The 22,169-nt window shown below is 59.3% G+C and carries 25 protein-coding genes; 11 read left to right on the top strand and 14 right to left on the bottom strand.

The window, feature by feature from the left end:
* Positions 1-28 precede the first annotated feature (28 nt).
* Positions 29-736, bottom strand: coding sequence for a tellurite resistance TerB family protein (locus GH769_RS02800; protein WP_020301150.1), 708 nt, complete (start codon positions 734-736; stop codon positions 29-31).
* A gap of 304 nt (positions 737-1,040) precedes the next feature.
* On the opposite strand from GH769_RS02800, the gene GH769_RS02795 reads away from it, so the two are divergent.
* Entirely contained in the window at positions 1,041-2,666 is a 1,626-nt protein-coding gene (locus tag GH769_RS02795) for a glucan biosynthesis protein D (RefSeq protein WP_014717191.1), read from the top strand.
* Positions 2,667-2,720: 54 nt separating this feature from the next.
* On the opposite strand, the gene GH769_RS02790 is transcribed toward GH769_RS02795, so the two are convergent.
* The 4 genes from GH769_RS02790 to GH769_RS02775 all read right to left on the bottom strand — a co-directional run bounded on the left by GH769_RS02790 (position 2,721) and on the right by GH769_RS02775 (position 6,895).
* Entirely contained in the window at positions 2,721-2,906 is a 186-nt protein-coding gene (locus GH769_RS02790) for a hypothetical protein (protein ID WP_014717190.1), read from the bottom strand.
* Between the two features lie 205 nt (positions 2,907-3,111).
* Positions 3,112-3,648 (bottom strand): GNAT family N-acetyltransferase, encoded by a 537-nt coding sequence (locus tag GH769_RS02785; protein ID WP_014717189.1) that lies wholly within the window; start codon positions 3,646-3,648, stop codon positions 3,112-3,114.
* 103 nt (positions 3,649-3,751) lie between these two features.
* The gene (locus tag GH769_RS02780; protein WP_032903266.1) at positions 3,752-4,858 is read right to left on the bottom strand and encodes an NADH:flavin oxidoreductase/NADH oxidase; all 1,107 of its coding nucleotides are present in this window, start codon (positions 4,856-4,858) and stop codon (positions 3,752-3,754) included.
* 135 nt (positions 4,859-4,993) lie between these two features.
* Positions 4,994-6,895 carry a potassium transporter Kup gene (locus tag GH769_RS02775; RefSeq protein WP_032903268.1) on the bottom strand — a complete coding sequence of 634 codons (1,902 nt, stop codon included), beginning with the start codon at positions 6,893-6,895 and terminating at the stop codon, positions 4,994-4,996.
* A 413-nt stretch (positions 6,896-7,308) separates the two neighbouring features.
* On the opposite strand from GH769_RS02775, the gene GH769_RS02770 reads away from it, so the two are divergent.
* The 7 genes from GH769_RS02770 to tsaA all read left to right on the top strand — a co-directional run bounded on the left by GH769_RS02770 (position 7,309) and on the right by tsaA (position 12,205).
* A complete protein-coding gene (locus GH769_RS02770) occupies positions 7,309-7,632 on the top strand; it encodes a type II toxin-antitoxin system RelE/ParE family toxin (RefSeq protein ID WP_032903269.1) in 324 nt (107 codons plus the stop codon).
* Entirely contained in the window at positions 7,629-7,964 is a 336-nt protein-coding gene (locus GH769_RS02765; protein WP_014717185.1) for an addiction module antidote protein, read from the top strand. Before GH769_RS02770 ends, GH769_RS02765 begins: the two co-directional genes overlap by 4 nt.
* Positions 7,965-8,145: 181 nt before the next feature.
* On the top strand, positions 8,146-9,486 hold the full coding sequence (rimO, locus tag GH769_RS02760; RefSeq protein ID WP_003231334.1) for a 30S ribosomal protein S12 methylthiotransferase RimO: 1,341 nt from the start codon (positions 8,146-8,148) through the stop codon (positions 9,484-9,486).
* A 100-nt stretch (positions 9,487-9,586) separates the two neighbouring features.
* Positions 9,587-10,057: a GNAT family N-acetyltransferase gene (locus tag GH769_RS02755; protein WP_020301153.1), complete on the top strand. Its 471-nt coding sequence runs from the start codon at positions 9,587-9,589 to the stop codon at positions 10,055-10,057.
* A gap of 207 nt (positions 10,058-10,264) precedes the next feature.
* On the top strand, positions 10,265-10,975 hold the full coding sequence (locus GH769_RS02750; protein WP_032903270.1) for an rRNA pseudouridine synthase: 711 nt from the start codon (positions 10,265-10,267) through the stop codon (positions 10,973-10,975).
* Positions 10,976-11,043: 68 nt separating this feature from the next.
* Positions 11,044-11,505 carry a DUF1456 family protein gene (locus tag GH769_RS02745; protein WP_005785469.1) on the top strand — a complete coding sequence of 154 codons (462 nt, stop codon included), beginning with the start codon at positions 11,044-11,046 and terminating at the stop codon, positions 11,503-11,505.
* 4 nt (positions 11,506-11,509) lie between these two features.
* A complete protein-coding gene (gene tsaA, locus GH769_RS02740) occupies positions 11,510-12,205 on the top strand; it encodes a tRNA (N6-threonylcarbamoyladenosine(37)-N6)-methyltransferase TrmO (RefSeq protein ID WP_032903271.1) in 696 nt (231 codons plus the stop codon).
* A 132-nt stretch (positions 12,206-12,337) separates the two neighbouring features.
* Here tsaA and fpr read toward each other — a convergent pair whose 3' ends face one another.
* The gene (gene fpr, locus GH769_RS02735; RefSeq protein ID WP_003189055.1) at positions 12,338-13,117 is read right to left on the bottom strand and encodes a ferredoxin-NADP reductase; all 780 of its coding nucleotides are present in this window, start codon (positions 13,115-13,117) and stop codon (positions 12,338-12,340) included.
* 125 nt (positions 13,118-13,242) lie between these two features.
* On the opposite strand from fpr, the gene GH769_RS02730 reads away from it, so the two are divergent.
* Positions 13,243-14,169, top strand: a complete 927-nt coding sequence (locus GH769_RS02730; protein WP_003189054.1) for a LysR family transcriptional regulator — start codon at positions 13,243-13,245, stop codon at positions 14,167-14,169.
* A 3-nt stretch (positions 14,170-14,172) separates the two neighbouring features.
* On the opposite strand, the gene GH769_RS02725 is transcribed toward GH769_RS02730, so the two are convergent.
* The 3 genes from GH769_RS02725 to GH769_RS02715 all read right to left on the bottom strand — a co-directional run bounded on the left by GH769_RS02725 (position 14,173) and on the right by GH769_RS02715 (position 16,232).
* Complete coding sequence (locus tag GH769_RS02725) at positions 14,173-14,535, bottom strand: diacylglycerol kinase (protein WP_019817716.1); 363 nt, start codon at positions 14,533-14,535, stop codon at positions 14,173-14,175.
* Between the two features lie 75 nt (positions 14,536-14,610).
* On the bottom strand, positions 14,611-15,261 hold the full coding sequence (erdR, locus tag GH769_RS02720) for a response regulator transcription factor ErdR (RefSeq protein WP_003189050.1): 651 nt from the start codon (positions 15,259-15,261) through the stop codon (positions 14,611-14,613).
* Between the two features lie 251 nt (positions 15,262-15,512).
* Positions 15,513-16,232, bottom strand: coding sequence for a tRNA-uridine aminocarboxypropyltransferase (locus tag GH769_RS02715; protein ID WP_032903391.1), 720 nt, complete (start codon positions 16,230-16,232; stop codon positions 15,513-15,515).
* Between the two features lie 178 nt (positions 16,233-16,410).
* Between GH769_RS02715 and GH769_RS02710 the strand changes: the two genes are divergently transcribed.
* A complete protein-coding gene (locus GH769_RS02710; RefSeq protein WP_014717179.1) occupies positions 16,411-16,845 on the top strand; it encodes a PA3611 family quorum-sensing-regulated virulence factor in 435 nt (144 codons plus the stop codon).
* Between the two features lie 294 nt (positions 16,846-17,139).
* A complete protein-coding gene (locus tag GH769_RS02705; protein ID WP_020301155.1) occupies positions 17,140-18,252 on the top strand; it encodes a TIGR00730 family Rossman fold protein in 1,113 nt (370 codons plus the stop codon).
* Between the two features lie 61 nt (positions 18,253-18,313).
* On the opposite strand, the gene recX is transcribed toward GH769_RS02705, so the two are convergent.
* From recX to GH769_RS02680, 5 genes are all read right to left on the bottom strand, one after another.
* The gene (gene recX, locus GH769_RS02700) at positions 18,314-18,781 is read right to left on the bottom strand and encodes a recombination regulator RecX (RefSeq protein ID WP_020301156.1); all 468 of its coding nucleotides are present in this window, start codon (positions 18,779-18,781) and stop codon (positions 18,314-18,316) included.
* 8 nt (positions 18,782-18,789) lie between these two features.
* Entirely contained in the window at positions 18,790-19,848 is a 1,059-nt protein-coding gene (gene recA, locus GH769_RS02695) for a recombinase RecA (RefSeq protein ID WP_014717176.1), read from the bottom strand.
* 83 nt (positions 19,849-19,931) lie between these two features.
* A complete protein-coding gene (locus GH769_RS02690) occupies positions 19,932-20,432 on the bottom strand; it encodes a CinA family protein (protein ID WP_020301157.1) in 501 nt (166 codons plus the stop codon).
* Positions 20,433-20,584: 152 nt separating this feature from the next.
* Positions 20,585-21,142 carry a glycoside hydrolase family 19 protein gene (locus GH769_RS02685; RefSeq protein ID WP_014717174.1) on the bottom strand — a complete coding sequence of 186 codons (558 nt, stop codon included), beginning with the start codon at positions 21,140-21,142 and terminating at the stop codon, positions 20,585-20,587.
* A gap of 22 nt (positions 21,143-21,164) precedes the next feature.
* Entirely contained in the window at positions 21,165-22,166 is a 1,002-nt protein-coding gene (locus GH769_RS02680) for a contractile injection system protein, VgrG/Pvc8 family (RefSeq protein WP_032903272.1), read from the bottom strand.
* Positions 22,167-22,169: the final 3 nt, after the last annotated feature.

Raw genomic sequence — 22,169 nt, 5'->3', positions numbered from 1 at the left:
CACATTTTTGATTGGCGTGCGGCCTTGTTTATGCGTTAAGCCGCACTTGTTTTTCCAACTCAAGCTTCAAGCCGGGCTCAAGTTTCAGTTGGCGGGCCAGTTCGTCCAGGTAGGCTTTTTCCATGAAGTTTTCTTCGTCCACCAGCATCACGCTGGCGATGTACATTTCGGCGGCCATTTCCGGGGTGCTGGCGGCGCGGGCGACGTCGGTGGGGTCCAGGGGCTTGTTGAGTTCGGCGTGCAGCCAGTGTTGCAACTCCTGGTCGTTATCCAGCTTGGTAAACTCGCCTTCGATCAAGGCACGCTCGCGCTCATCCACATGGCCGTCAGCCTTGGCCGCGGCCACCAATGCCTTGAGAATGCCTTGGCTGTGTTGTTCGACCTGGGCCGCTGGCAGGCGGTCGATGGTTTGCGGCTCGCCTTGGGGCGCGCTGGCTTGCTGGGCTTGCCAGTTGCCGTAAGCCTTGTAGGCAATCACACCCAGTGCGGCCAGACCGCCGTAGGTGAGCGCTTTGCCACCGAATTTACGCGCCTTCTTGTTGCCCAGCAGCAAGCCCATGGCTCCCGCCGCCAGGGCCCCGCCGCCTGCACCGCCGAGCATGCTGCCGAGCCCGCCACCGCTGAGCAAGCCGCCGAGGGCGCCTTTGTCATTCGACTTAGGCTGCCCACCCGCCTTGTTTTGCAACATATCCTGGCCAGACTTAAGCAGTTGATCGAGCAATCCACGGGTATTCATTCGTAGCCTCCAGACACTTGGGTTCGTAGGACCAATAGGCCTCCAGCGTAAAACTAAGTGCCAAAAAGCCGCGATCTAGAGTGCTTCCAGATGTAACGTTCTCCTGCGATGCTGGAAATGTCTTGTTGCACATGCAACGCCATCATCCCGCCATCAATCAATTTGCCTTGCTCATCGAACCGCTTAAGCTATCCGGCGTCTGTTTATTGTCCGTTGCGTTTGGCCGAAGGCATGTCCGAACCGTTATTTCTGATCCGCTACGTGCCAGGAACGGCGCGGGATTTGCTCACGACAGGTTGTCTCTATGCACCGCAGGAATTTGCTCAAAGCATCCATGGCCATTGCGGCTTACACCGGTTTGTCCGCCAGTGGCCTGCTGGCCGCGCAGGCCTGGGCCGGGAATCGGGCTGCCGATGGCAAGGCCGTGGCGTTCGATTTCGAAGCGCTCAAGGCCCAGGCCAAGCAATTGGCCACCCGTGGCTACCAGGACACTAAGCAGGTGCTGCCGCCAACCCTGGCTACCATGACCCCGCAGAATTTCAACGCCATCGGCTATGACCGTAACCATTCGCTGTGGAAAGAGTTGAACGGCCAACTGGACGTGCATTTCTTCCACGTCGGCATGGGCTTCAAGACGCCGGTGCGCATGCACAGCGTCGACCCCAAGACCCGTGAAGCCCGCGAAGTGCATTTTCGCCCGTCGTTGTTCAACTATGAAAAAACCACGGTGGACACCCAGCAATTGACCGGCGACCTGGGTTTCTCCGGTTTCAAGCTGTTCAAGGCGCCGGAGCTGGACCGCCATGACGTGCTGTCGTTTCTGGGCGCCAGCTACTTCCGTGCGGTGGATTCCACCGGCCAGTACGGCCTCTCGGCGCGTGGCCTGGCGATTGATACCTACGCGAAAAAACGCGAGGAGTTCCCCGATTTCACGCAGTTCTGGTTCGAAACTCCGGACAAGGACGCCACGCGCTTTGTGGTCTACGCCCTGCTCGACTCGCCAAGCGCCACCGGTGCCTACCGCTTCGACATCGACTGCCAGGCCAACCAAGTGGTGATGGCGATCGACGCGCACATCAATGCGCGCACCGCCATCGAGCAACTGGGCATCGCGCCCATGACCAGTATGTTCAGCTGCGGCACCCATGAGCGCCGCATGTGCGACACCATCCACCCGCAAATCCACGACTCGGACCGCCTGGCCATGTGGCGCGGCAACGGCGAGTGGATCTGCCGCCCCCTGAACAACCCGGCCAAGTTGCAATTCAACGCGTTCGCCGACACCAACCCCAAAGGCTTCGGCCTGGTGCAGACCGACCATGAGTTCGCCAGCTACCAGGACACCGTCGACTGGTACAGCAAACGCCCAAGCCTGTGGGTTGAACCGACCACGGCCTGGGGCGAAGGCTCCATCGACTTGCTGGAAATCCCCACCACTGGCGAAACCCTGGACAATATCGTGGCCTTCTGGACCCCGAAAAAGCCTGTGGCCGCCGGTGATTCGCTCAACTACGGCTACAAGCTGTACTGGAGCGCACTGCCGCCAGTGAGCACGCCGCTGGCACAGGTCGATGCGACCCGTTCCGGCATGGGCGGCTTTACCGAAGGCTGGGCACCCGGCGAGCATTATCCGAAGGTATGGGCGCGGCGTTTCGCCGTGGACTTCAAGGGCGGCGGCCTGGATCGCCTGCCAGCGGGCACCGGCATCGAGCCCGTGGTGACCTGTTCCCATGGTGAGGTGAAGGACTTCAGTGTGCTGGTGCTGGACAACATCAAGGGCTACCGCATCCTGTTCGACTGGTACCCCACCAGCGACAGCGTGGAACCCGTCGAATTGCGCCTGTTTATACGAACCCAGGACCGCACCCTCAGTGAAACCTGGCTGTATCAGTACTTCCCACCTGCCCCAGAGCAACGCAAATACACCTGATGCCACACTGCACGATCATTCCCACGCAATAACGTGGGAATGATCGGATTTGGCTCAGAATCGCGACACGCTTTTCATCGCGCCAATCAGATAGCGCATCGCCACCTGATCGCTCTCGGTCAGCGCCCGGTATTGCACCAGCAACTCCATCTCATCTGAACTCAACCTTCGACCCCGCAAGGACATCCGGCGACTCAGAAAAGACGCCACCGCACCCGCTACGCCATAGGACTTGGCCATGGACCGCTACTCCTGATATCAGTCAAACACTCCTGGTGCCCATTTCCCAACTCCCGGGAAGCGCAACGGCTTCGCGGACCAACCGCCTGTCTCCCTGGGCCAGGAGTCGGGCTTACCCTTAGCGTAGAAACTATCTCACCATTCGTGGGATTTTTTTAGAGTATTAACTTAAAAAAATAACGTCGGTAATAAAAGCCTACAGCCATTACTCACGCAGGGGTCGATACAGGTGGATGTCTAGCGGTTCTTGCGCATAAAGCTCAGCGTGGGGTTGCTGCAACAAATGGCAACCATGGCGCAGGTAAAAGTCCACGGTGTTACGCGACTCCGTCGCCGAGATATAGAGCGCTTGGACCTCCACTTGCCGGCCGTGCTCGCAAGCCAGCGCCAACAACCGACCGCCCAGGCCAGTACCGCGGGCACTATGGCTGACATGCAGGAATTTCAACTGCCGCATCAGCAAGCCCTGGTGATGGAAGGACCGATTGTCCACCACCACTGCGGCGACCAGCACCGGGCCGTCGAATACGCCCCACAACCACCCGCCGCGCTGGAGGCAGGCATGCAGCGCCACCGCATCCTGTTCAGCCTCGCCTTCAGGCCAGCCGCGCATATCATGATGTGTGGCATACAACACCAGTTCGCCGCAGTCCATGCGATAGCACGCCGGGATCAGCTCCGTACGATCGATGGTTGCCAGCAAAGGGATATCGTCTTCGGTTAACGCGCGTTCCACCAGCATAAGCTTCTCCTGCTTAACAACCGCCAAGGATCAGCCTTCCTATAAACGCGAGCAAGAAAAAACCCACCGTGTCAGGGTGGGTCCGGTAGGGCCGTGTGCAGGATCAATCGCGCAGATCCGACTCATGAATCGGCTGGTCGCGGTGGGTGGCGCGCTGGTATTGCGCGGGCCAGATGGCCTTGCGCCCACCCAGATCATCGTCGGCATGCAAAGGCCAGTACGGGTCGCGCAGCAGTTCCCGGGCCAGGAAGATGATGTCGGCCTGGCAAGTGCGCAGGATATGCTCGGCCTGGGCCGGTTCGGTAATCATGCCAACCGTGCCGGTGGCCATGCCCGACTCCTTGCGCACGCGCTCGGCGAAGCGCGTCTGGTAGCCGGGGCCGGTAGGAATCTCGGCATTGGCGGCGGTACCACCGGACGACACGTCGATCAGATCCACCCCGAGGTCTTTCAGACGGCGCGCCAACTCCACGGTTTCATCCGGGTTCCAACCGTCTTCCACCCAATCGGTGGCCGACACGCGCACAAACAGCGGCAACTCCTCAGGCCACACGGCGCGCACGGCCTTGGTGACTTCCAGCACCAGGCGAATGCGGTTTTCGAAGGAGCCGCCGTAGTGGTCCTGACGCTGGTTGCTGATCGGCGAGAGAAACTGGTGCAGCAGGTACCCGTGGGCGGCGTGGATTTCCACCACTTCAAAGCCTGCGGTCAAGGCGCGCCTGGCGGCGGCGACAAAGTCGGCGATTACTTGCTGGATCTGCCCTTCGTCCAATGGCTTGGGCTGGGTGTGATTGGGGTCAAACGCAATTGGCGAAGGCCCCACCGGCACCCAGCCGCCCTCCTCCGGCTTGACGCTGCCGTGTTTGCCGATCCATGGCCGATGGGTGCTGGCCTTGCGCCCGGCATGGGCCAGCTGGATCCCAGCCACCGCGCCCTGGGCCGCGATAAAACGGGTGATGCGCCGCAATGGTTCGATCTGAGCGTCGTTCCACAGGCCCAGGTCCTGGGCGGTGATACGGCCATCGGCGGTCACTGCCGTGGCCTCGGTAAAAATCAGCCCGGCGCCACCCACGGCCCGGCTACCGAGATGCACCAGGTGCCAGTCATTGGCCAGGCCATCGTCGCTGGAGTATTGGCACATGGGTGAAACCGCGATGCGGTTAAGCAGGGTCAATTGGCGCAGGGTATAAGGTTCGAGCAGCTGACTCATGGCGCACCTCTTCTGGGCTTCATAGGCATTTTTGTAGGAGCGAGCTCGCTCCTACCAGCCTAGTCGACAACCATCGTTTGCACAGGGTTCAGAAGGAAAGCGGGAGCCGATTGCCGGCTCCCGGTAGGCAGCGCCTTACATCTCGACCTGGGTGCCCAGCTCGATCACACGGTTGACCGGCAGTTTGAAGAACCGCAAGTTGCCGTTGGCGTTTTTCAACATGAAGGCAAACAACACTTCGCGCCAACGGGCCATGCCCTTGATGCGCGAGGCAATCACCGTTTCACGGCTGAGGAAGTAAGTGGTGCGCATCGGGCTGAAGTCCAGGTCATCCAGATGGCACAGTTTCAGCGCTTCAGGCACGTCCGGTTCATCGGTGAAACCGAAGTGCAGGATCACGCGGAAGAAGCCTTCGCCGTAGGCATCCACCTCGAAGCGTCGCGCCGCTGGCACCCGTGGAATGTCTTCGTAAACCACGGTCAACAGTACCACCTGCTCATGCAGCACCTGGTTATGCAGCAGGTTATGCAATAGAGCATGGGGCACGGCGTCGGGCCGCGCGGTGAGGAACACTGCCGTACCCTGAACGCGATGGGGCGGCTGTACGCGGATACTGCTGATAAAGATCGGCAACGGCAGGCCACCCTCGTCGAGACGGCCGACCAGCAATTGCTTGCCACGCTTCCAGGTGGTCATCAGCACGAATAGCACGATCCCGGCCAGTACCGGGAAGGCGCCGCCCTGGACGATCTTCGGCGCGTTGGCGGCGAAGAACAGGCCATCCACCAACAGGCAGCAGAGCAACAGCGGCACGGCCAGCACCGGTGGCCACTTCCACAGCAGCAGCATCACCGCCGATACCAGGATGGTGGTCATCAGCATAGTGCCCGTCACAGCTACGCCGTAGGCCGAGGCCAGGGCACCGGAGGATTCGAAGCCTAGGACCAGCAGGATCACACCGACCATCAACGACCAGTTCACCGCACCGATGTAGATCTGGCCCTGTTCGGCACTGGAGGTGTGCTGGATATGCATGCGCGGGATGTAACCCAACTGGATCGCCTGGCGGGTCAACGAAAACGCGCCGGAAATCACCGCCTGGGAAGCAATCACCGTGGCCATGGTGGACAAGCCCACCAACGGGACCAGGGCCCAGCTCGGCGCCAGCAGGTAGAACGGGTTGCGCGCCGCCTCCGGATCGCCCAGCAGCATCGCGCCCTGGCCAAAATAGTTGAGCACCAGCGCCGGCAGCACCAGCAGGAACCAGGCGCGGGCGATGGGTTTGCGGCCAAAGTGGCCCATGTCGGCGTACAACGCTTCAGCGCCGGTCAATGCCAGCACCACCGCGCCGAGGATCGCCACGCCAATACCGGGGTGAACCATGAAGAAGCGCACACCCCATGCCGGGTTCAGTGCATTGAGCACTTCGGGTTGCTGCAGGATGCCGTACACCCCCAGGCCGCCCAACACCAGGAACCAGGTCACCATCACCGGGCCAAACAGCTTGCCGATGCGGTCGGTGCCGTGTTTCTGGATCAGGAACAGCGCCACCAGCACCACCAGGGCAATGGGCACCACCCATTTTTCCAGGCCGTCGAACGCCAGTTCCAAGCCTTCGATGGCCGACAACACCGAAATTGCCGGGGTGATCATGCTGTCGCCGTAGAACAACGCCGCGCCACACAGGCCACACACCACCAGGAAACTGCGCAATTTCGTGTGCTTCCCGGCAGCTCGCCGGGCCAACGCGGTGAGGGCCATGATGCCGCCCTCGCCCTGGTTGTCGGCACGCAGCACGAACAGCACGTACTTGATCGACACCACCCAGATCAGCGACCAGAAGATCAGCGCAAGGATCCCCAAGACACCGTCATGGTTGACCTGCACCCCATAACCGCCGTTGAACACCTCTTTAAGGGTGTAGAGCGGGCTGGTCCCGATATCGCCATAAACCACCCCGACCGCCGCCACTAGCATGCCAATCGGCTTGGCTTTTGAATGCTCGGCACCTGCTGCCTGACTACTTGCCTGACCCATCAACCACTCCTGCCCTTTGACCTGAGGTCTTTTATAAACAGCGCTTCTAAGCTGACCCTAGCATGCGCTGTTTTACTTCTCGTAACAGACGTTTTATTGACCCAAGGGCTTTACCCGTGCGCAACGGCGCGAAGCATAGCGCAGCACTCGTCGTATTTCCCCGTTCAAGTGAACGGGGTGTCGTTTTAGGCAATCAGTCATAGCGGGCACAGCAGCACTTTGGCGCCTTTTTGCCTGCATTGATCACATTTACGGCCAACCGTATATTCCTGGCCCGGCTCAGTCGTGCTGCCTGGGTGGTGTGATCAGGAGCGCCTTGCCGGATTACCTGATCGGTCAATCGTGCATTCGCAGGGCACGCAGTCGATATAAAAACTCAATTATCGGGCTGTCTCTTTTAAGGTACATTCCTCATGTACGAAGTGAAACACGCACTGTCAATCAACGGCGTGGATATCTTCCAGGCTTGGCTGGATACAGTGCAGGACACGCGTTCGAAAGCAAGAATCACCACCAGAGTGGATCGAGCGTCCCTTGGTCACTTTGGCGTTACCGAGCCAGTGGGTGATGGGGTCTTTGAAATGAAGCTCGATTTCGGCCCGGGGTTTCGCGTGTATTACGCAGTCCAGGATCGAAAAATCATTTTCCTATTGGGCGGTGGTTCGAAGGCCAGACAGCAGAACGATATCGATCAGGCCAAGGCTCTCTGGAAATCTTACAAGGTGCAGCAAAAATGACCATTCGTACCCGCCCGCACGAAGATAGCGTTCTGGAAATGCTTCGCAACGACGAAGCATTCGCCCTCGAATATTTATCTGTCGCGCTTGAGGAAATAGATGAAGCCGGTGGCGAGGACGCTTTCCTTGTCGCTATCCGTCGAGTGGCGGAAGCCCGTGGTGGGATGCTCAGCTTGTCGCAGAACACAGGACTCAATAGAGCAAACCTCTACAGGTCCATCGGCGTCGGCGGCGATCCTAAGCTCTCCACTTTGCTTAAAGTCCTCCAGGCGTTAGGTGTGGGTATGTCTAAAGTGGTATCGCACCGAACCGAACAAGACATCCGGGCTTAAGCGCGCGCCAGTGGCTATGGGGATGACCCGGCGCAGCACTCGTCGCATTTCCCTGCATAAAGCTGGTCAAGTGCGTTGCCCACCGATAGAATTGCGCACTTTTTGATCAGAGGCGCACCAAGCGCCCATCCGTTGCCTTGTCGTGCACGACCGGCAGCGTCATTCAATACCGAGGTTAGACATGTCCACCACCATCGCAAAAGCCAACCCCAAGGTTGGCTTTGTTTCCCTGGGTTGCCCGAAGGCGCTTGTCGACTCCGAGCGCATCCTCACGCAATTGCGTATGGAAGGCTACGACGTCGTGTCCACTTACCAGGACGCCGATGTGGTGGTGGTCAACACCTGCGGCTTCATCGACTCGGCCAAGGCCGAATCCCTGGAAGTGATCGGCGAAGCCATCAAGGAAAACGGCAAGGTCATCGTGACCGGCTGCATGGGGGTGGAAGAAGGCAATATCCGTAACGTGCACCCGAGTGTGCTGGCGGTGACCGGTCCGCAGCAGTACGAGCAAGTGGTCAACGCTGTGCACGAGGTGGTGCCGCCACGCCAGGATCACAACCCGCTGATCGACCTGGTGCCGCCTCAAGGCATCAAGCTGACCCCACGCCACTACGCGTATCTGAAGATTTCCGAAGGCTGCAACCACAGCTGCAGCTTCTGCATAATCCCGTCGATGCGCGGCAAACTGGTAAGCCGCCCGGTGGGTGATGTGCTCGACGAGGCCCAGCGTCTGGTCAAGTCTGGCGTCAAGGAACTGCTGGTGATCTCCCAGGACACCAGCGCCTACGGCGTCGATGTGAAATACCGCACCGGTTTCTGGAATGGCGCGCCGGTGAAAACCCGCATGACCGAGCTGTGCGAAGCCCTCAGCAGCCTGGGCGTGTGGGTGCGCCTGCACTATGTTTACCCTTACCCGCACGTGGACGAGTTGATCCCGTTGATGGCCGCCGGCAAGATCCTGCCGTACCTGGACATCCCGTTCCAGCACGCCAGCCCTAAAGTGCTCAAGGCGATGAAACGCCCGGCGTTTGAAGACAAGACCCTGGCACGCATCAAGAACTGGCGCGAGATCTGCCCGGAGCTGATCATCCGCTCCACCTTCATCGTCGGTTTCCCCGGCGAGACCGAGGAAGACTTCCAGTACCTGTTGGACTGGCTGACCGAAGCGCAGCTAGACCGCGTCGGTTGCTTCCAGTACTCGCCGGTGGAAGGTGCTCCGGCCAACCTGCTGGACTTGGCCGTGGTACCGGACGACGTCAAGCAAGACCGTTGGGAGCGCTTCATGGCGCACCAACAGGCGATCAGCTCGGCACGCCTGCAACTGCGCATCGGCAAGGAAATCGAAGTGCTGATCGATGAAGTCGACGAGCAAGGCGCGGTGGGTCGTTGCTTCTTCGACGCCCCTGAAATTGACGGTAACGTGTTTATCGACGATGCCAGCGGCCTGAAGCCGGGTGACAAAGTCTGGTGCACCGTGACCGACGCCGACGAGTACGACTTGTGGGCTGAAAAGCGCGACTGATCGCACGGTGATAAAAAAGCCTCGCCTCTGAGAAGATGCGGGGCTTTTTTAGGTCTATCGTATTGTCCATCAACCCCGAATACAGCAAGGGACAGCGGGTATGCGTCAGCATTCGGTGATTCACACACCTAAAACCAGCGACTACGCACGCCTGGTGCAGATCTGGGAGGACTCGGTACGCGCCACCCACGACTTCCTCCCGGACAGCTATATCGACATGTTGAAAAACCTGGTGCTGAGCCGCTATCTCGATGCGGTCATGCTGATCTGCACCAAGGACGTGCGCCAGCACATTACCGGCTTCGCCGGGGTGTCGGCGGGCAAGGTGGAAATGCTGTTTATCGACCCGCGCTACCGTGGCCAGGGGCTGGGCCGGCAATTGCTGGGCTACGCGATCGAACACATGAACGCCGATGAACTGGACGTCAACGAACAGAACCCCCAGGCCCTGGGTTTTTACCTCAAGCAAGGCTTCGAGGTAATCGGGCGAACAGAACATGATGGGCTTGGGCAGCCTTATCCATTGCTGCACCTGCGTCTGCGCCAGCAGCAACAGGCCCGTAATGCCTGAACTGTGGGAGCTGGCTTGCCTGCGAAGGCGTCGGGTCAGTCTACCCATCCGGTGCTGGTATACCGCCTTCGCAGGCAAGCCAGCTCCCACATTTGGCCCGTGTTGCGTCAGTTAAGTAATTGTTATGGCCCATGGGCTGAAATGGGGCCGGGATTAACCGGCGCCAGGCAGGTACAATAGTGGCCCCCTTTTGTTACGGCCCTTGTCATGACTGACCCCATACGCCTCTCCAAACGCCTTATCGAACTGGTCGGTTGCTCCCGTCGGGAGGCTGAGCTGTTTATCGAAGGCGGCTGGGTCTCGGTGGACGGCGAAGTGATCGACGAGCCGCAGTTCAAGGTCACTGACGAGAAGGTCGAGCTGGACCCGGAAGCTAAAGCCACCGCGCCAGAGCCGGTGACCATCCTGATGCACGCCCCCGCAGGCATGGATGCTGAAACCGCCATGGCCTCGATCAGCGCCGAAACCCTCTCTGAAGAACACCGCTTCGGCAAGCGTCCGCTCAAGGGGCATTTCCTGCGTCTGAGCGCCAGCGCCGACCTGCAAGCCAAAGCCAGTGGCCTGCTGGTGTTTACCCAGGACTGGAAGATTCTGCGCAAGTTGACCGCCGATGCCGCCAAGATCGAGCAGGAATACGTGGTGGAAGTCGAAGGCGACATGGTTGCCCACGGCCTTAACCGCCTGAACCACGGCCTGACCTACAAAGGCAAAGAGCTGCCTGCCGTCAAAGCCAGTTGGCAGAACGAGAACCGCCTGCGCTTTGCGCTGAAAAACCCGCAACCCGGCGTGATCGCGCTGTTCTGCGAAGCCGTTGGCCTGAAAGTCATCGCCATCCGCCGCATCCGCATCGGCGGCGTGTCCATTGGCAAGGTGCCAGTGGGCCAATGGCGTTACCTGTCCGGCAAAGAAAAGTTTTAAGCCGTTCCCTTTTCCCGACACCGCCTGATTCCGGCGGTGTCATCAGTTGAATACCAGGATTGCCCACCATGATTCACAACGACGTACTGCGCAGCGTGCGCTACATGCTCGACATCAGCGACAACAAGATGGTCGAGATCATCAAGCTCGGCGGCATGGACGTGACCAAGGAAGACCTGCTGACCTACCTCAAAAAAGATGAGGAAGAAGGCTTCGTGTTCTGCCCGGATGAAGTCATGGCTCACTTCCTCGATGGCTTGGTGATTTTCAAGCGCGGCAAGGACGAAAGCCGCCCGCCGCAGCCGATCGAAACCCCGGTGACCAACAACATCATCCTGAAAAAGCTGCGCGTGGCCTTCGAACTGAAGGAAGACGACATGCATGCAATCCTCAAGGCGGCGGAGTTCCCGGTGTCCAAGCCAGAGCTGAGCGCGCTGTTTCGCAAGTTTGGTCATACCAACTACCGCACCTGTGGCGATCAGTTGCTGCGTAACTTCCTCAAGGGCCTGACCTTGCGGGTCCGTGCCTAAGCCCATGAGTTACCAGGTCTCGCCCGTCGGCTTCGTACGCTCCTGTTTCAAGGAGAAGTTCGCCATCCCGCGCCAACCGCAACTGGCACCGGCTGCCCGTGGCGTGCTGGAGCTGGTGGCGCCGTTCGACCAGGGTGAGGCGGTGCAGGGGCTGGAGCAGGTCAGCCATGTGTGGCTGCTGTTTCTGTTTCATCAGGCACTGGAAGACAAGCCACGCCTGAAAGTGCGCCCGCCACGCCTGGGCGGCAATACGTCCATGGGTGTGTTTGCCACCCGCGCAACCCATCGTCCCAATGGCATCGGCCAGTCGGTGGTGAAGCTGGACAAGGTGGAACCGGGGCGGTTGTGGATATCGGGCATAGATTTGCTCGATGGCACGCCGGTGCTGGATATCAAGCCGTATGTGCCGTATGCCGATATCGTGGATGCGGCCACCAACGACATCGCCAGCAATGCGCCCGCGCTGATCGGCGTGCAATGGCTCAAGGCTGCCCTGCAACAGGCGCAAGGCCATGCCCAGCGCCTTGGTGAACCGTTGGTGGCGCTGATTGAACAGTGTCTGGCACAGGATCCGCGGCCGGCGTATCAGGTTCCTACCTCAGAACGGGAATACGGTGTGCGGTTCTGGGATGTGGATGTGCGCTGGCACTACCCGGAGCCGGGGATGATTTGTGTGCTGGAAGTGGTTTCGGCTAAATAGGGCGAAAACCAAATGTGGGAGCTGGCTTGCCTGCGATGCAGACACCTCAGTGGTTCAGTTGAACCGAGGTGATGCTATCGCAGGCAAGCCAGCTCCCACACTTTTTGGATCGCTGGTGTTACTGACTCTGTATTACTTCTCGACGAACGCACGCTCGATCAGGTAGTCACCCGGCTCACGCATCCGTGGCGAAACTTTCAGGCCGAAGCTGTTCAACACTTCGCTGGTCTCATCCAACATGCTTGGGCTGCCGCACAGCATGGCGCGGTCGTCCTCGGGGTTGATCGGTGGCAGGCCGATGTCGCTGAACAGTTTGCCGCTGCGCATCAGGTCGGTCAGGCGACCTTCGTTTTCGAACGGCTCGCGGGTCACGGTCGGGTAGTAGATCAACTTGTCACGCAGGGCCTCGCCGAAGAACTCGTTCTGCGGCAGGTGCTCGGTGATGAATTCGCGGTAGGCGACTTCGTTGACGTAGCGCACGCCGTGGCACAGGATGACTTTTTCGAAACGCTCATAGGTCTCCGGGTCCTGGATCACGCTCATGAATGGAGCGAGGCCAGTACCGGTGCTGAGCAGGTACAGATGCTTGCCCGGCTTCAAATCGTCAAGCACCAGGGTGCCTGTCGGTTTTTTGCTGATGATGATCTCGTCGCCTTCCTTCAGATGCTGCAACTGGGAAGTGAGCGGGCCATCGGGCACCTTGATGCTGAAGAACTCCAGATGCTCTTCCCAGTTCGGGCTGGCAATGGAGTAAGCGCGCATGAGCGGGCGGCCGTTGGGCTGTTGCAGGCCGATCATCACGAACTGACCGTTCTCGAAGCGCAGGCCCGGATCGCGGGTGCACTTGAAGCTGAACAGAGTGTCGTTCCAGTGATGAACACTGAGGACACGCTCGTGGTTCATGTTGCTCATGTACGGGGGACTCCTGGAAATGGGTCTGCGCCAAAGGTAAGGATGCGCAATTGCACAGCATTCTAATGGCGGCGACAATATCTGTTAACTGGATTATTAAGATAAGGGTTATCGGTTATATCGATATGCGATTTACTCTCCGTCAACTGCAAGTTTTCGTCGCCGTCGCCCAGCAGGAAAGCGTCTCGCGCGCTGCTGGCCTTCTGGCCTTATCTCAATCCGCCGCCAGCACCTCAATCACCGAGCTGGAGCGTCAATCCAGCTGTCAATTATTCGACCGCGCCGGTAAACGCCTGAGCCTCAACGCCCTCGGTCACCAGCTGTTGCCCCAGGCGGTGGCATTGCTGGACCAGGCCAAGGAGATCGAAGACCTGCTCAACGGCAAGTCAGGCTTCGGTTCCCTGGCGGTCGGCGCCACGCTGACCATAGGCAATTACTTGGCGACGCTGCTGATTGGCAGCTTTATGCAGCAACACCCCGAGAGCCAGGTAAAGCTGCATGTGCAGAACACTGCCCATATCGTGCATCAGGTTGCCCACTACGAAATTGACCTGGGTCTAATTGAAGGCGACTGCAGCCACCCGGATATCGAGGTGCAGACGTGGGTAGAAGATGAGCTGGTGGTGTTCTGTGCGCCCCAGCATCATTTGGCCAAGCGTGGCGTGGCCACCATGGACGAGTTGACCCACGAAGCGTGGATCCTGCGGGAACAGGGCTCGGGCACGCGACTGACCTTTGATCAGGCAATGCGTCATCACCGCAGCGCGCTGAATATCCGCCTGGAGCTGGAACACACCGAGGCGATCAAACGGGCAGTGGAGTCGGGCTTGGGGATTGGCTGCATTTCGCGGCTGGCGCTGCGCGATGCCTTCCGCCGTGGCAGCCTGGTGCCGGTAGAAACCCCGGACCTGGACCTGGCCCGGCAGTTCTACTTCATCTGGCACAAGCAGAAGTACCAGACCTCGGCGATGCGCGAGTTTCTCGAACTGTGCCGCGCCTTCACCGCTGGGGTGCAGCGCAGCGACGAGATCGTGCTGCCGAGTATCGCTTGATCGTCAGATCAGGATTACGGCCCATACCAGGGTGATCATGGTCAGTGCCACGAATTGCGCGGCGCTGCCCATGTCCTTGGCGTTTTTCGACAGCGGGTGGCGGTCCAGGGAAATACGGTCAATGGCCGCTTCTACCGCTGAGTTAAGCAATTCGACGATCAGCGCCAACAAACACACTGCAATCAGCAGCGCCCGTTCAACCCGGCTGACCTGCAGGAAAAAGCTCACGGGAATCAGGATGACATTCAGCAATACCAGTTGGCGGAATGCCGCCTCGCCAGTGAAAGCCGCACGCAGGCCATCCAGGGAATAGCCCCCTGCATTGAAGATACGTTTGATACCGGTTTGACCCTTGAAAGGCGACATAGATGTAGGCAACTGAACCAAAGAAGTGGGGAAGCTAGATCACGCAAAGTCAAAAAAGCGTGAAGCGGCTGTAACTTAATGTTGCGAGATGGACTCGAGTTGCTGCAAAAGCAACGCCGCCTGAGTGCGCGTACGCACGCCCAACTTACGGAAAATCGCCGTAACGTGGGCCTTGATGGTCGCTTCCGACACACTCAATTCGTAAGCAATCTGCTTGTTCAACAACCCTTCGCAGACCATGGTCAATACTCGGAACTGCTGGGGCGTCAAGCTGGCCAGGCCATCGCGGGCGGCCTTGGCTTCATCGGACACATTGATTTCTTCAAACGCCTGGGGTGGCCAGGACACATCGCCGTCCAACACCGTGCGCACGGCTTTCTGGATATCTTCCATCGCGCTGGACTTGGGAATGAAGCCGCTGGCGCCAAACTCTTTGGAGCGCACCACCACGTCGGCTTCTTCCTGGGCCGACACCATCACCACGGGGATCTGCGGGTATTGGCCGCGCAGCAGCACCAGCCCGGAGAAACCGTACGCGCCCGGCATGTTCAGGTCGAGCAACACCAGATCCCAGTCGGATTTTTCAGTCAGGCGGGCTTCCAGTTCGGCAATGCTGGCCACTTCGACCAGACGTACATCGGGGCCAAGGCCCAGGGTTACGGCCTGATGCAGTGCGCTGCGAAACAGCGGGTGGTCATCGGCAATCAGGATTTCGTATGTGGCCATTGGTTAAATGATCCTGTTTTTTATGGGAGCCCTGATGGGTTCAGGGTTCACCAATACACGAGGCGACGGCCAGGCAGCGATCGCCACAGGGCCCGCTCAACGTCAAAAACACATGAAACGACGTCGATAATTCACGGTTGCACCCAATCGGCGCACAGCATGCCCAGCGTAGCCTGGAGGGTCAAGCACTACGCCCGTGGGGATTTTAGCGGGTTGCGGGCTTACAGTGCCATCATGCAAACGTCGTCTGGTTATCCCGCCGGGATGTAGGGTGCAAGGCGGGTATGCACGGTGTCCGCCGCATCCAATGGCAGTTGGAATTTGGCAGCCAGGTAATGGGTGCTGAACACATCAAGGTAGGCATCCAGCACTTCGCTGGCGGCCAGGTCATCGGCCAGCTCCAGGCACAGCGCCGCCACCTCGGCGGTGCAGAAATGGTCATCGCGCTTGGAGCGCCGTAGTTTGTAGCGTGACAACTGTTCGGGCGCCAGGCTCAGCACCGGTAAATGTTCCAGATAGGGACTTTTGCGAAACATCTTGCGCGCTTCGCTCCAGGTGCCGTCCAACAGGATGAACAGTGGGCGCTTGCCCTCCTCCACGCGCACTTCACTGACCACCCGTTGCGGCGCCACGAATTCACCGGGAAATACGATGTAGGGTTGCCACTGCGGGTCGGCCAGCAACCTGAGCAACTCGGGGTCGACTTCGGTACGCGACCAGGCAAACGCGGTGGTGTCGTGTATGACATCGGCGATCAGCCAGCCCGTGTTACTGGGCTTCATCGGTTCAACGTCATGCATCAACAGGCACATGGCGGACTTGGCTTCTACCTGAGGCCGCCAGGCACACAGGCAGTACTCAGGAATGACCCGACAGCCGGGACAGCGCTCAGCACGGGAACCCCGATTGAGAAACGGCCTGACGGCACGCGCCAGACGCTGGGTACGCAAACGGGAGACGGCGTGACTCATCGGGCACGCGGCGAAGTAGAAGAAATCGACACGGAACAAACTCGTGAAAAACAGAAGTCCCGCAGTTTACCAGCGATACGCCTGGCTGTAGTGGCAAGGGCTCACCTATAATTGCGCGCCACTGAACGCACAGCCCAGTGGCTGGTCTATGCACCAGTAACCGAATCAGGAGAGTTTCATGCTGCGTTCCATGCTGCGCCTTGTTGCCCCATCCGTCGCCCTTGCGCTGGTCTTGCCTATGGGCGCCCACGCGGCCTCGCTGCTGGAGGCTCAAATGAACAAGAAGCTGCAAAGCGTCGCGGCCGAAAGCAACAAGGACCTGCCCCGGGAAATCGATGAAAAAACCCTGGAAGTCGCCTACACCGTTGAAGGCATGCAACTGATCGATCACCTCAGCGTGTTGCCTGACCGTGCCGAACAGATGCGCGCCAACCCCAAGGCTGTGTATTTCCAGCTGGGCCGCAGTGTATGCACCAACCCGGGCTACCGCGAGCTGATGGCCAAGGGCGCAGTGATGCGCTATGAAATCACCGAGAACAAGACCAATCGCCCGGTGGCCTCGGTCAAGTTCGCAGAGGCCGATTGCCCGGCTCCGACGAAGAAGAAAAAGTAACCTTTGCTTGCCCCTCCCGCGCCGCTGCCCAGCGGCGCGCACGACCCCGCTGCGTTTGCTGTCAACGACTAAACTGCCTAATGAGCCATCAATAAGCGGTTGCCAGCCAAGGGTTTTTCGGCCCATGATCAGCTCATCCCAGATGCCCGCCCACCACAGTTTTTAACGCTGTTCTGTCACATTTTCAGGGCAAAAAAGGCCTGCCCTCCTGCGGCATGCCGCGACACAAGCAGTGTCGTGGCCCAGGCGACGTTCTCGTCGACTACCCAGGCCCTGTAGAGAAGGAGAAATTGAATGCCTTATGAATCGAATGATTTGTTGCTTCGTCATTTTGAAGAAAACGGGACCGACCTCACCCAGCAGGTCGACGCACAAATTCAGTTGATCGCCCCCAACAGCCCGAATATCTCCCTTTATCGAGACATGATCCTCACCGTCCTGCGCATGGCCCAGGACGACCGTGATCGCTGGAACGCCAAGATCACCCTGCGGGCCATCCGCGAACTGGACCATGCCTTTCGGGTGCTCGAACAATTCAAGGGCCGGCGCAAAGTCACGGTATTCGGCTCGGCGCGTACGCCAGTGGAAAGCCCCCTGTATGCGCTAGCCCGAGAGGTAGGTGCGGCGTTGGCACGGTCCGACCTGATGGTCATCACCGGTGGCGGTGGCGGCATCATGGCCGCGGCCCACGAAGGTGCGGGCCTGGAGCACAGCCTAGGGTTCAATATCACCCTGCCCTTTGAACAGCATGCCAACCCAACCATTGATGGCACCGACAACCTGCTGTCATTCCACTTCTTCTTTACCCGCAAGCTGTTCTTCGTCAAGGAAGCCGACGCGCTGGTGTTGTGCCCTGGCGGTTTCGGCACCCTCGACGAGGCATTGGAAGTGCTGACCCTGATCCAGACCGGCAAGAGCCCACTGGTGCCGGTCGTGCTACTGGATGCGCCGGGCGGTGGGTTCTGGCAAGGCGCCCTGGATTTCATCCGCAGTCAGTTGGAAGCCAATCGCTATATCCTGCCCACCGACCTCAAACTGGTCCGCCTGGTCTACAGCGCCGAAGAGGCCGTAGACGAAATCAACCAGTTCTACGCCAACTTCCACTCCACCCGCTGGCTTAAGCGTGAGTTTGTGGTGCGCATGAATCATCCCCTGAGTGAGCGCGCCCTCGCCCATATGCAGCAAGCGTTTGCCAGCCTGCGGCTCAGTGGCGAATTCCAGCAACTCGCCTATACGGGCGAAGACCATGACGAACCGAGATTCAGCCATTTGACGCGCCTGGTGTTCAATTTCAACGGTCGCGATCAGGGGCGATTGCGAGAGTTGGTGGATTACATCAACCTGCCGGAGAACTGGGCACAGGCTCAGGGCAAGGCCCAGCAACGGATGACGCCAGAGACAGCGTGATTTTTTGCAGGCAAAAAAAAAGGCCCACTATTTTCATAGTGGGCCTTTTGTTTTTTGGCGTTCAGTCGTCCATACCCCGGCCGCTCAACAAGCGGCTGATCATGTCCATCGAAAACCCGCGATAACTCAAGAAACGACCTTGCTTCGCACGTTCTTTGGCATCAATCGGAAGATGCCCCGCAAATTTGCGACGCCAGGTGTCTTCCAACTGCGACTGCCAATTGATACCGCACTCACGTAGCGTAAGGTCAATATCGGCACGTTGCAGTCCACGTTGGCTTAACTCCTCGCGAATCCGCGCAGGGCCGTAACCGGAACGTGCGCGGTAAGACACAAAGCTTTCAAGGTAACGGGCTTCCGACAACAGCCCTTCTTCCGTTAACCGGTCGAGGGCTGTTTCGATCATCTCTGGCTCTGCGCCGCGCTGACGCAACTTACGTGTCAGCTCGACTCGACCATGCTCGCGGCGAGCGAGCAGGTCCATCGCAGTGCGCCGAACGGCGACGAGTGTATCCAGTACAACAGTCATCGTTTGCTTCAGACGTCAGTATCGGCTTCTTCCATTTCATCTACCGGCTCGCGGTTGGCAGCCGCTTTCACGTCCGGCGCTGCGGTCAGAAGCTTGTCGCGGATCTGCTTCTCAAGCGTGGCAGCGATATCCGGATTGTCTGCCAGGAACTTGGCCGAGTTGGCCTTGCCCTGACCGATCTTGCTGCCGTTGTAGGCATACCAGGCACCGGACTTCTCGACAAAACCGTGCAGTACGCCCAGGTCGATCATCTCGCCGTTCAGGTAGATACCCTTGCCGTAGAGAATCTGGAACTCAGCCTGACGGAATGGCGGGGCCACTTTGTTCTTCACGACCTTGACGCGGGTTTCGCTACCGACAACCTCGTCACCTTCCTTCACCGCGCCAGTACGACGGATATCCAGACGGACCGAAGCGTAGAACTTCAGCGCGTTACCACCGGTGGTGGTTTCCGGGCTGCCGAACATCACGCCGATCTTCATACGGATCTGGTTGATGAAGATCACCAGGCAGTTGGCGTTCTTGATGTTACCGGTAATTTTACGCAGCGCCTGGGACATCAGGCGGGCTTGCAGGCCCACGTGCATGTCGCCCATTTCGCCTTCGATTTCAGCCTTGGGCACCAGGGCCGCCACGGAGTCGACCACGATCACGTCGATGGCGTTGGAGCGCACCAGCATGTCGGTGATTTCCAGGGCTTGCTCGCCGGTGTCCGGCTGCGAAACCAGCAGGTCATCGACGTTGACGCCCAGCTTGCCGGCGTATTCAGGATCCAGGGCGTGCTCGGCGTCGACGAACGCGCAGGTAGCGCCCATCTTTTGCGCCTGGGCAATCACCGACAGGGTCAGGGTGGTTTTACCGGAAGATTCAGGACCGTAGATTTCAACGATACGGCCTTTTGGCAGGCCACCAATGCCGAGCGCGATGTCCAGACCCAGAGAGCCAGTGGAAATAGCCGGGATCGCCTGACGGTCGTGATCGCCCATACGCATTACGGCACCCTTGCCGAATTGACGTTCGATCTGACCCAGGGCCGCAGCCAAGGCTTTCTTCTTGTTGTCGTCCATTAAAGTCCTCACGTAATCAATAAGGCCTGACGGCCAACACCTGTATAAGTAGACAGTATTGTTCCACAAAGATCGGTGATCGCCTACCCCTGATTGTCTATTTCTGCTGCAGCTCGTCGCAACAAGCCCTCCAGCGCGGCTTTTACCGTTTGTCGGCGGACCTCGTCGCGGTTGCCGGGGAAGTGCGCAAGCTCGGCGGTCACCTCGTCGCCCACGGCAAAGGCCAGCCAAACGGTGCCCACCGGCTTGTCCGGCGAACCGCCATCCGGGCCGGCGACACCGCTGACCGCCACGGCAAACCGTGCCAGGCTTTTTTCCTGCGCACCGCGGGCCATCGCTTCCACCACTTCCTGGCTGACGGCTCCGACTTTGGCGAACAGTTTTTCCGGCACATTCAACTGCCGGGTCTTCTGTCGGTTGGAATAAGTGACATAGCCCGCCTCGAACCAGGCCGAGCTGCCCGGAATTCGCGTGATGGCTTCGGCAATGCCGCCGCCGGTACAGGACTCGGCAGTGGTCACGTGAGCACTGAGCACCTGCAAACGGCGACCCAGTTCGGCAGCCAGTTGAGTGATTTCCTTCACAGTCGTCTCCAGGAGTGGGCGGGGGTTCGCCTACCCTACAGGAGCCTATCGGCCATGCAAGGTACAGAGTGCATCAAGAGGCTAATGCGCGACGGCCTGCACCTGCCACACATGCGCCATGAGCAGGCGCGCACCGATCAGGCGAAACGCACCTAAGAAACGCAGAGCACCGCCTTCGCCCGCGCCCACAACTGCAAACGGTCGTCCAGGCCATTGAGGCCGCCGTTGATCCGACGGGTGATGGTGGTGAACTGATCGTTGTCGGCAAGTTCGTTAAGGCCGTTGCTTTGCCAGAACCAGGCGGCGGACTCGCAGGCCCATTGCGGTTGTTCCAGCAGTTGCGGCTGGAGCAGCAGGCGATCATCGCCGAACAGTGCTTGGCTGCACGCAAGGTAATTACGGCGGCCGGTTATCTGGATCAACCCTCTGCCGCGATACTTTTGTCCATCTCCGTCCGCTTCCGGGGTGTTGCCCAGGCGCGCGCCCAAGACGCCGGTGTCATATTTGCTCAAGTATTGATCACTGCCCAATTCGCGCACGTACTGCAACTGGGCAGACTCGTGGCCGATTTGGGCGAGGAAGGCGGCGACGCGACGGGCCGTATTGATCTGATGCCCCGCAAAGGCCGCATTTAGAAAGGTTAAAAAAATGCCCGCGCGAAGGCGGGCTCCAGGCATGACACCCAGAAGCTGAGCATGTGTGATTACCATGGGTTTTACTCTAAGGAAGGATCTACACCGACAAACCGCTGGCCTGGACCGTACTCCGATAGCCACCTTTTCGCTCGCCCCTGGATTTCACCGTTTTAATCGACCAGCGCCCTTGCATGAACCCCGGCCACGACGCATCCAGCAGCAACAGGCCTTCAGCAGCCAACGAAGGATTACCAGGGCAGACCACATCAATCTGCAACCCTTCGCGCCCCACCCGCCGCATCTCTCCCTGCGCCGCCGAGCGTGCTTCGTCCTCGCTCTGGTAGCGCTGTGTCACCACTTTGAAGGGTGCGATGCCCACCTTGACGACACGCTGTTTTCCGGCTGCCGCGTCCCACCATGACGTTTGCGCGCCGTTGTATTTGGCACGGCTGGTTTCGGTGAAACTGGCGCTGATGAACGCGCGGTCACCTGGGCGATTATCATGGGTGATCGACAACCGTACATCCGGCAATGCCTTGCCCGACAGCGTCTTGATCTGGCCTTTGCGCCCCAGTACATACAGCTCATCGACAGGCTTGGCCACCGCATCGAAGCGCTTGGCCAGGCGCGTCAGAAAAGCCATGTCGCTTTCATTGGTCTGATCGATGTGCGCGATCGGCTCACCGTCGAGTTCAGGCGCCACACGCGGTGAAAAACCGTATCGGGTGGTCAGTTGGCGAAACAGCGCACCCAGGGTTATCGGACCATGGCTGGCGGTGCGGCGCTGTTTGAATTCGTGCTCGTCGAACGGTGCCGCCGTGGCCACCAGCACCAGTCGCAATGGGAACATCGAGGGCGTGCGCTGGGTGATCTTGAACACGCCCTTATCCACCAGGCCCGATTCCAGGTACCCAATACGCAGGCCAATTTTGCCGCCCAGATCGGGCAGCCCTTCAAGCCCCTCGATATCGAGGGTCAGCTTCAGTTGATCAGATACAAACCCCGCTGCGTCGGTATGTTCCCACTCCAAGAGCCGCTCGTTGAATAACGCGGCATTGGCTCCGTATAGCTCCACTACAGGTGTAAATCCGAGTGCCATGAT

The sequence above is a fragment of the Pseudomonas sp. CFSAN084952 genome, from assembly GCF_009648855.1.
Taxonomy (GTDB): domain Bacteria; phylum Pseudomonadota; class Gammaproteobacteria; order Pseudomonadales; family Pseudomonadaceae; genus Aquipseudomonas; species Aquipseudomonas paracarnis.
This window is presented reverse-complemented; position numbering and strand designations above follow the sequence as displayed.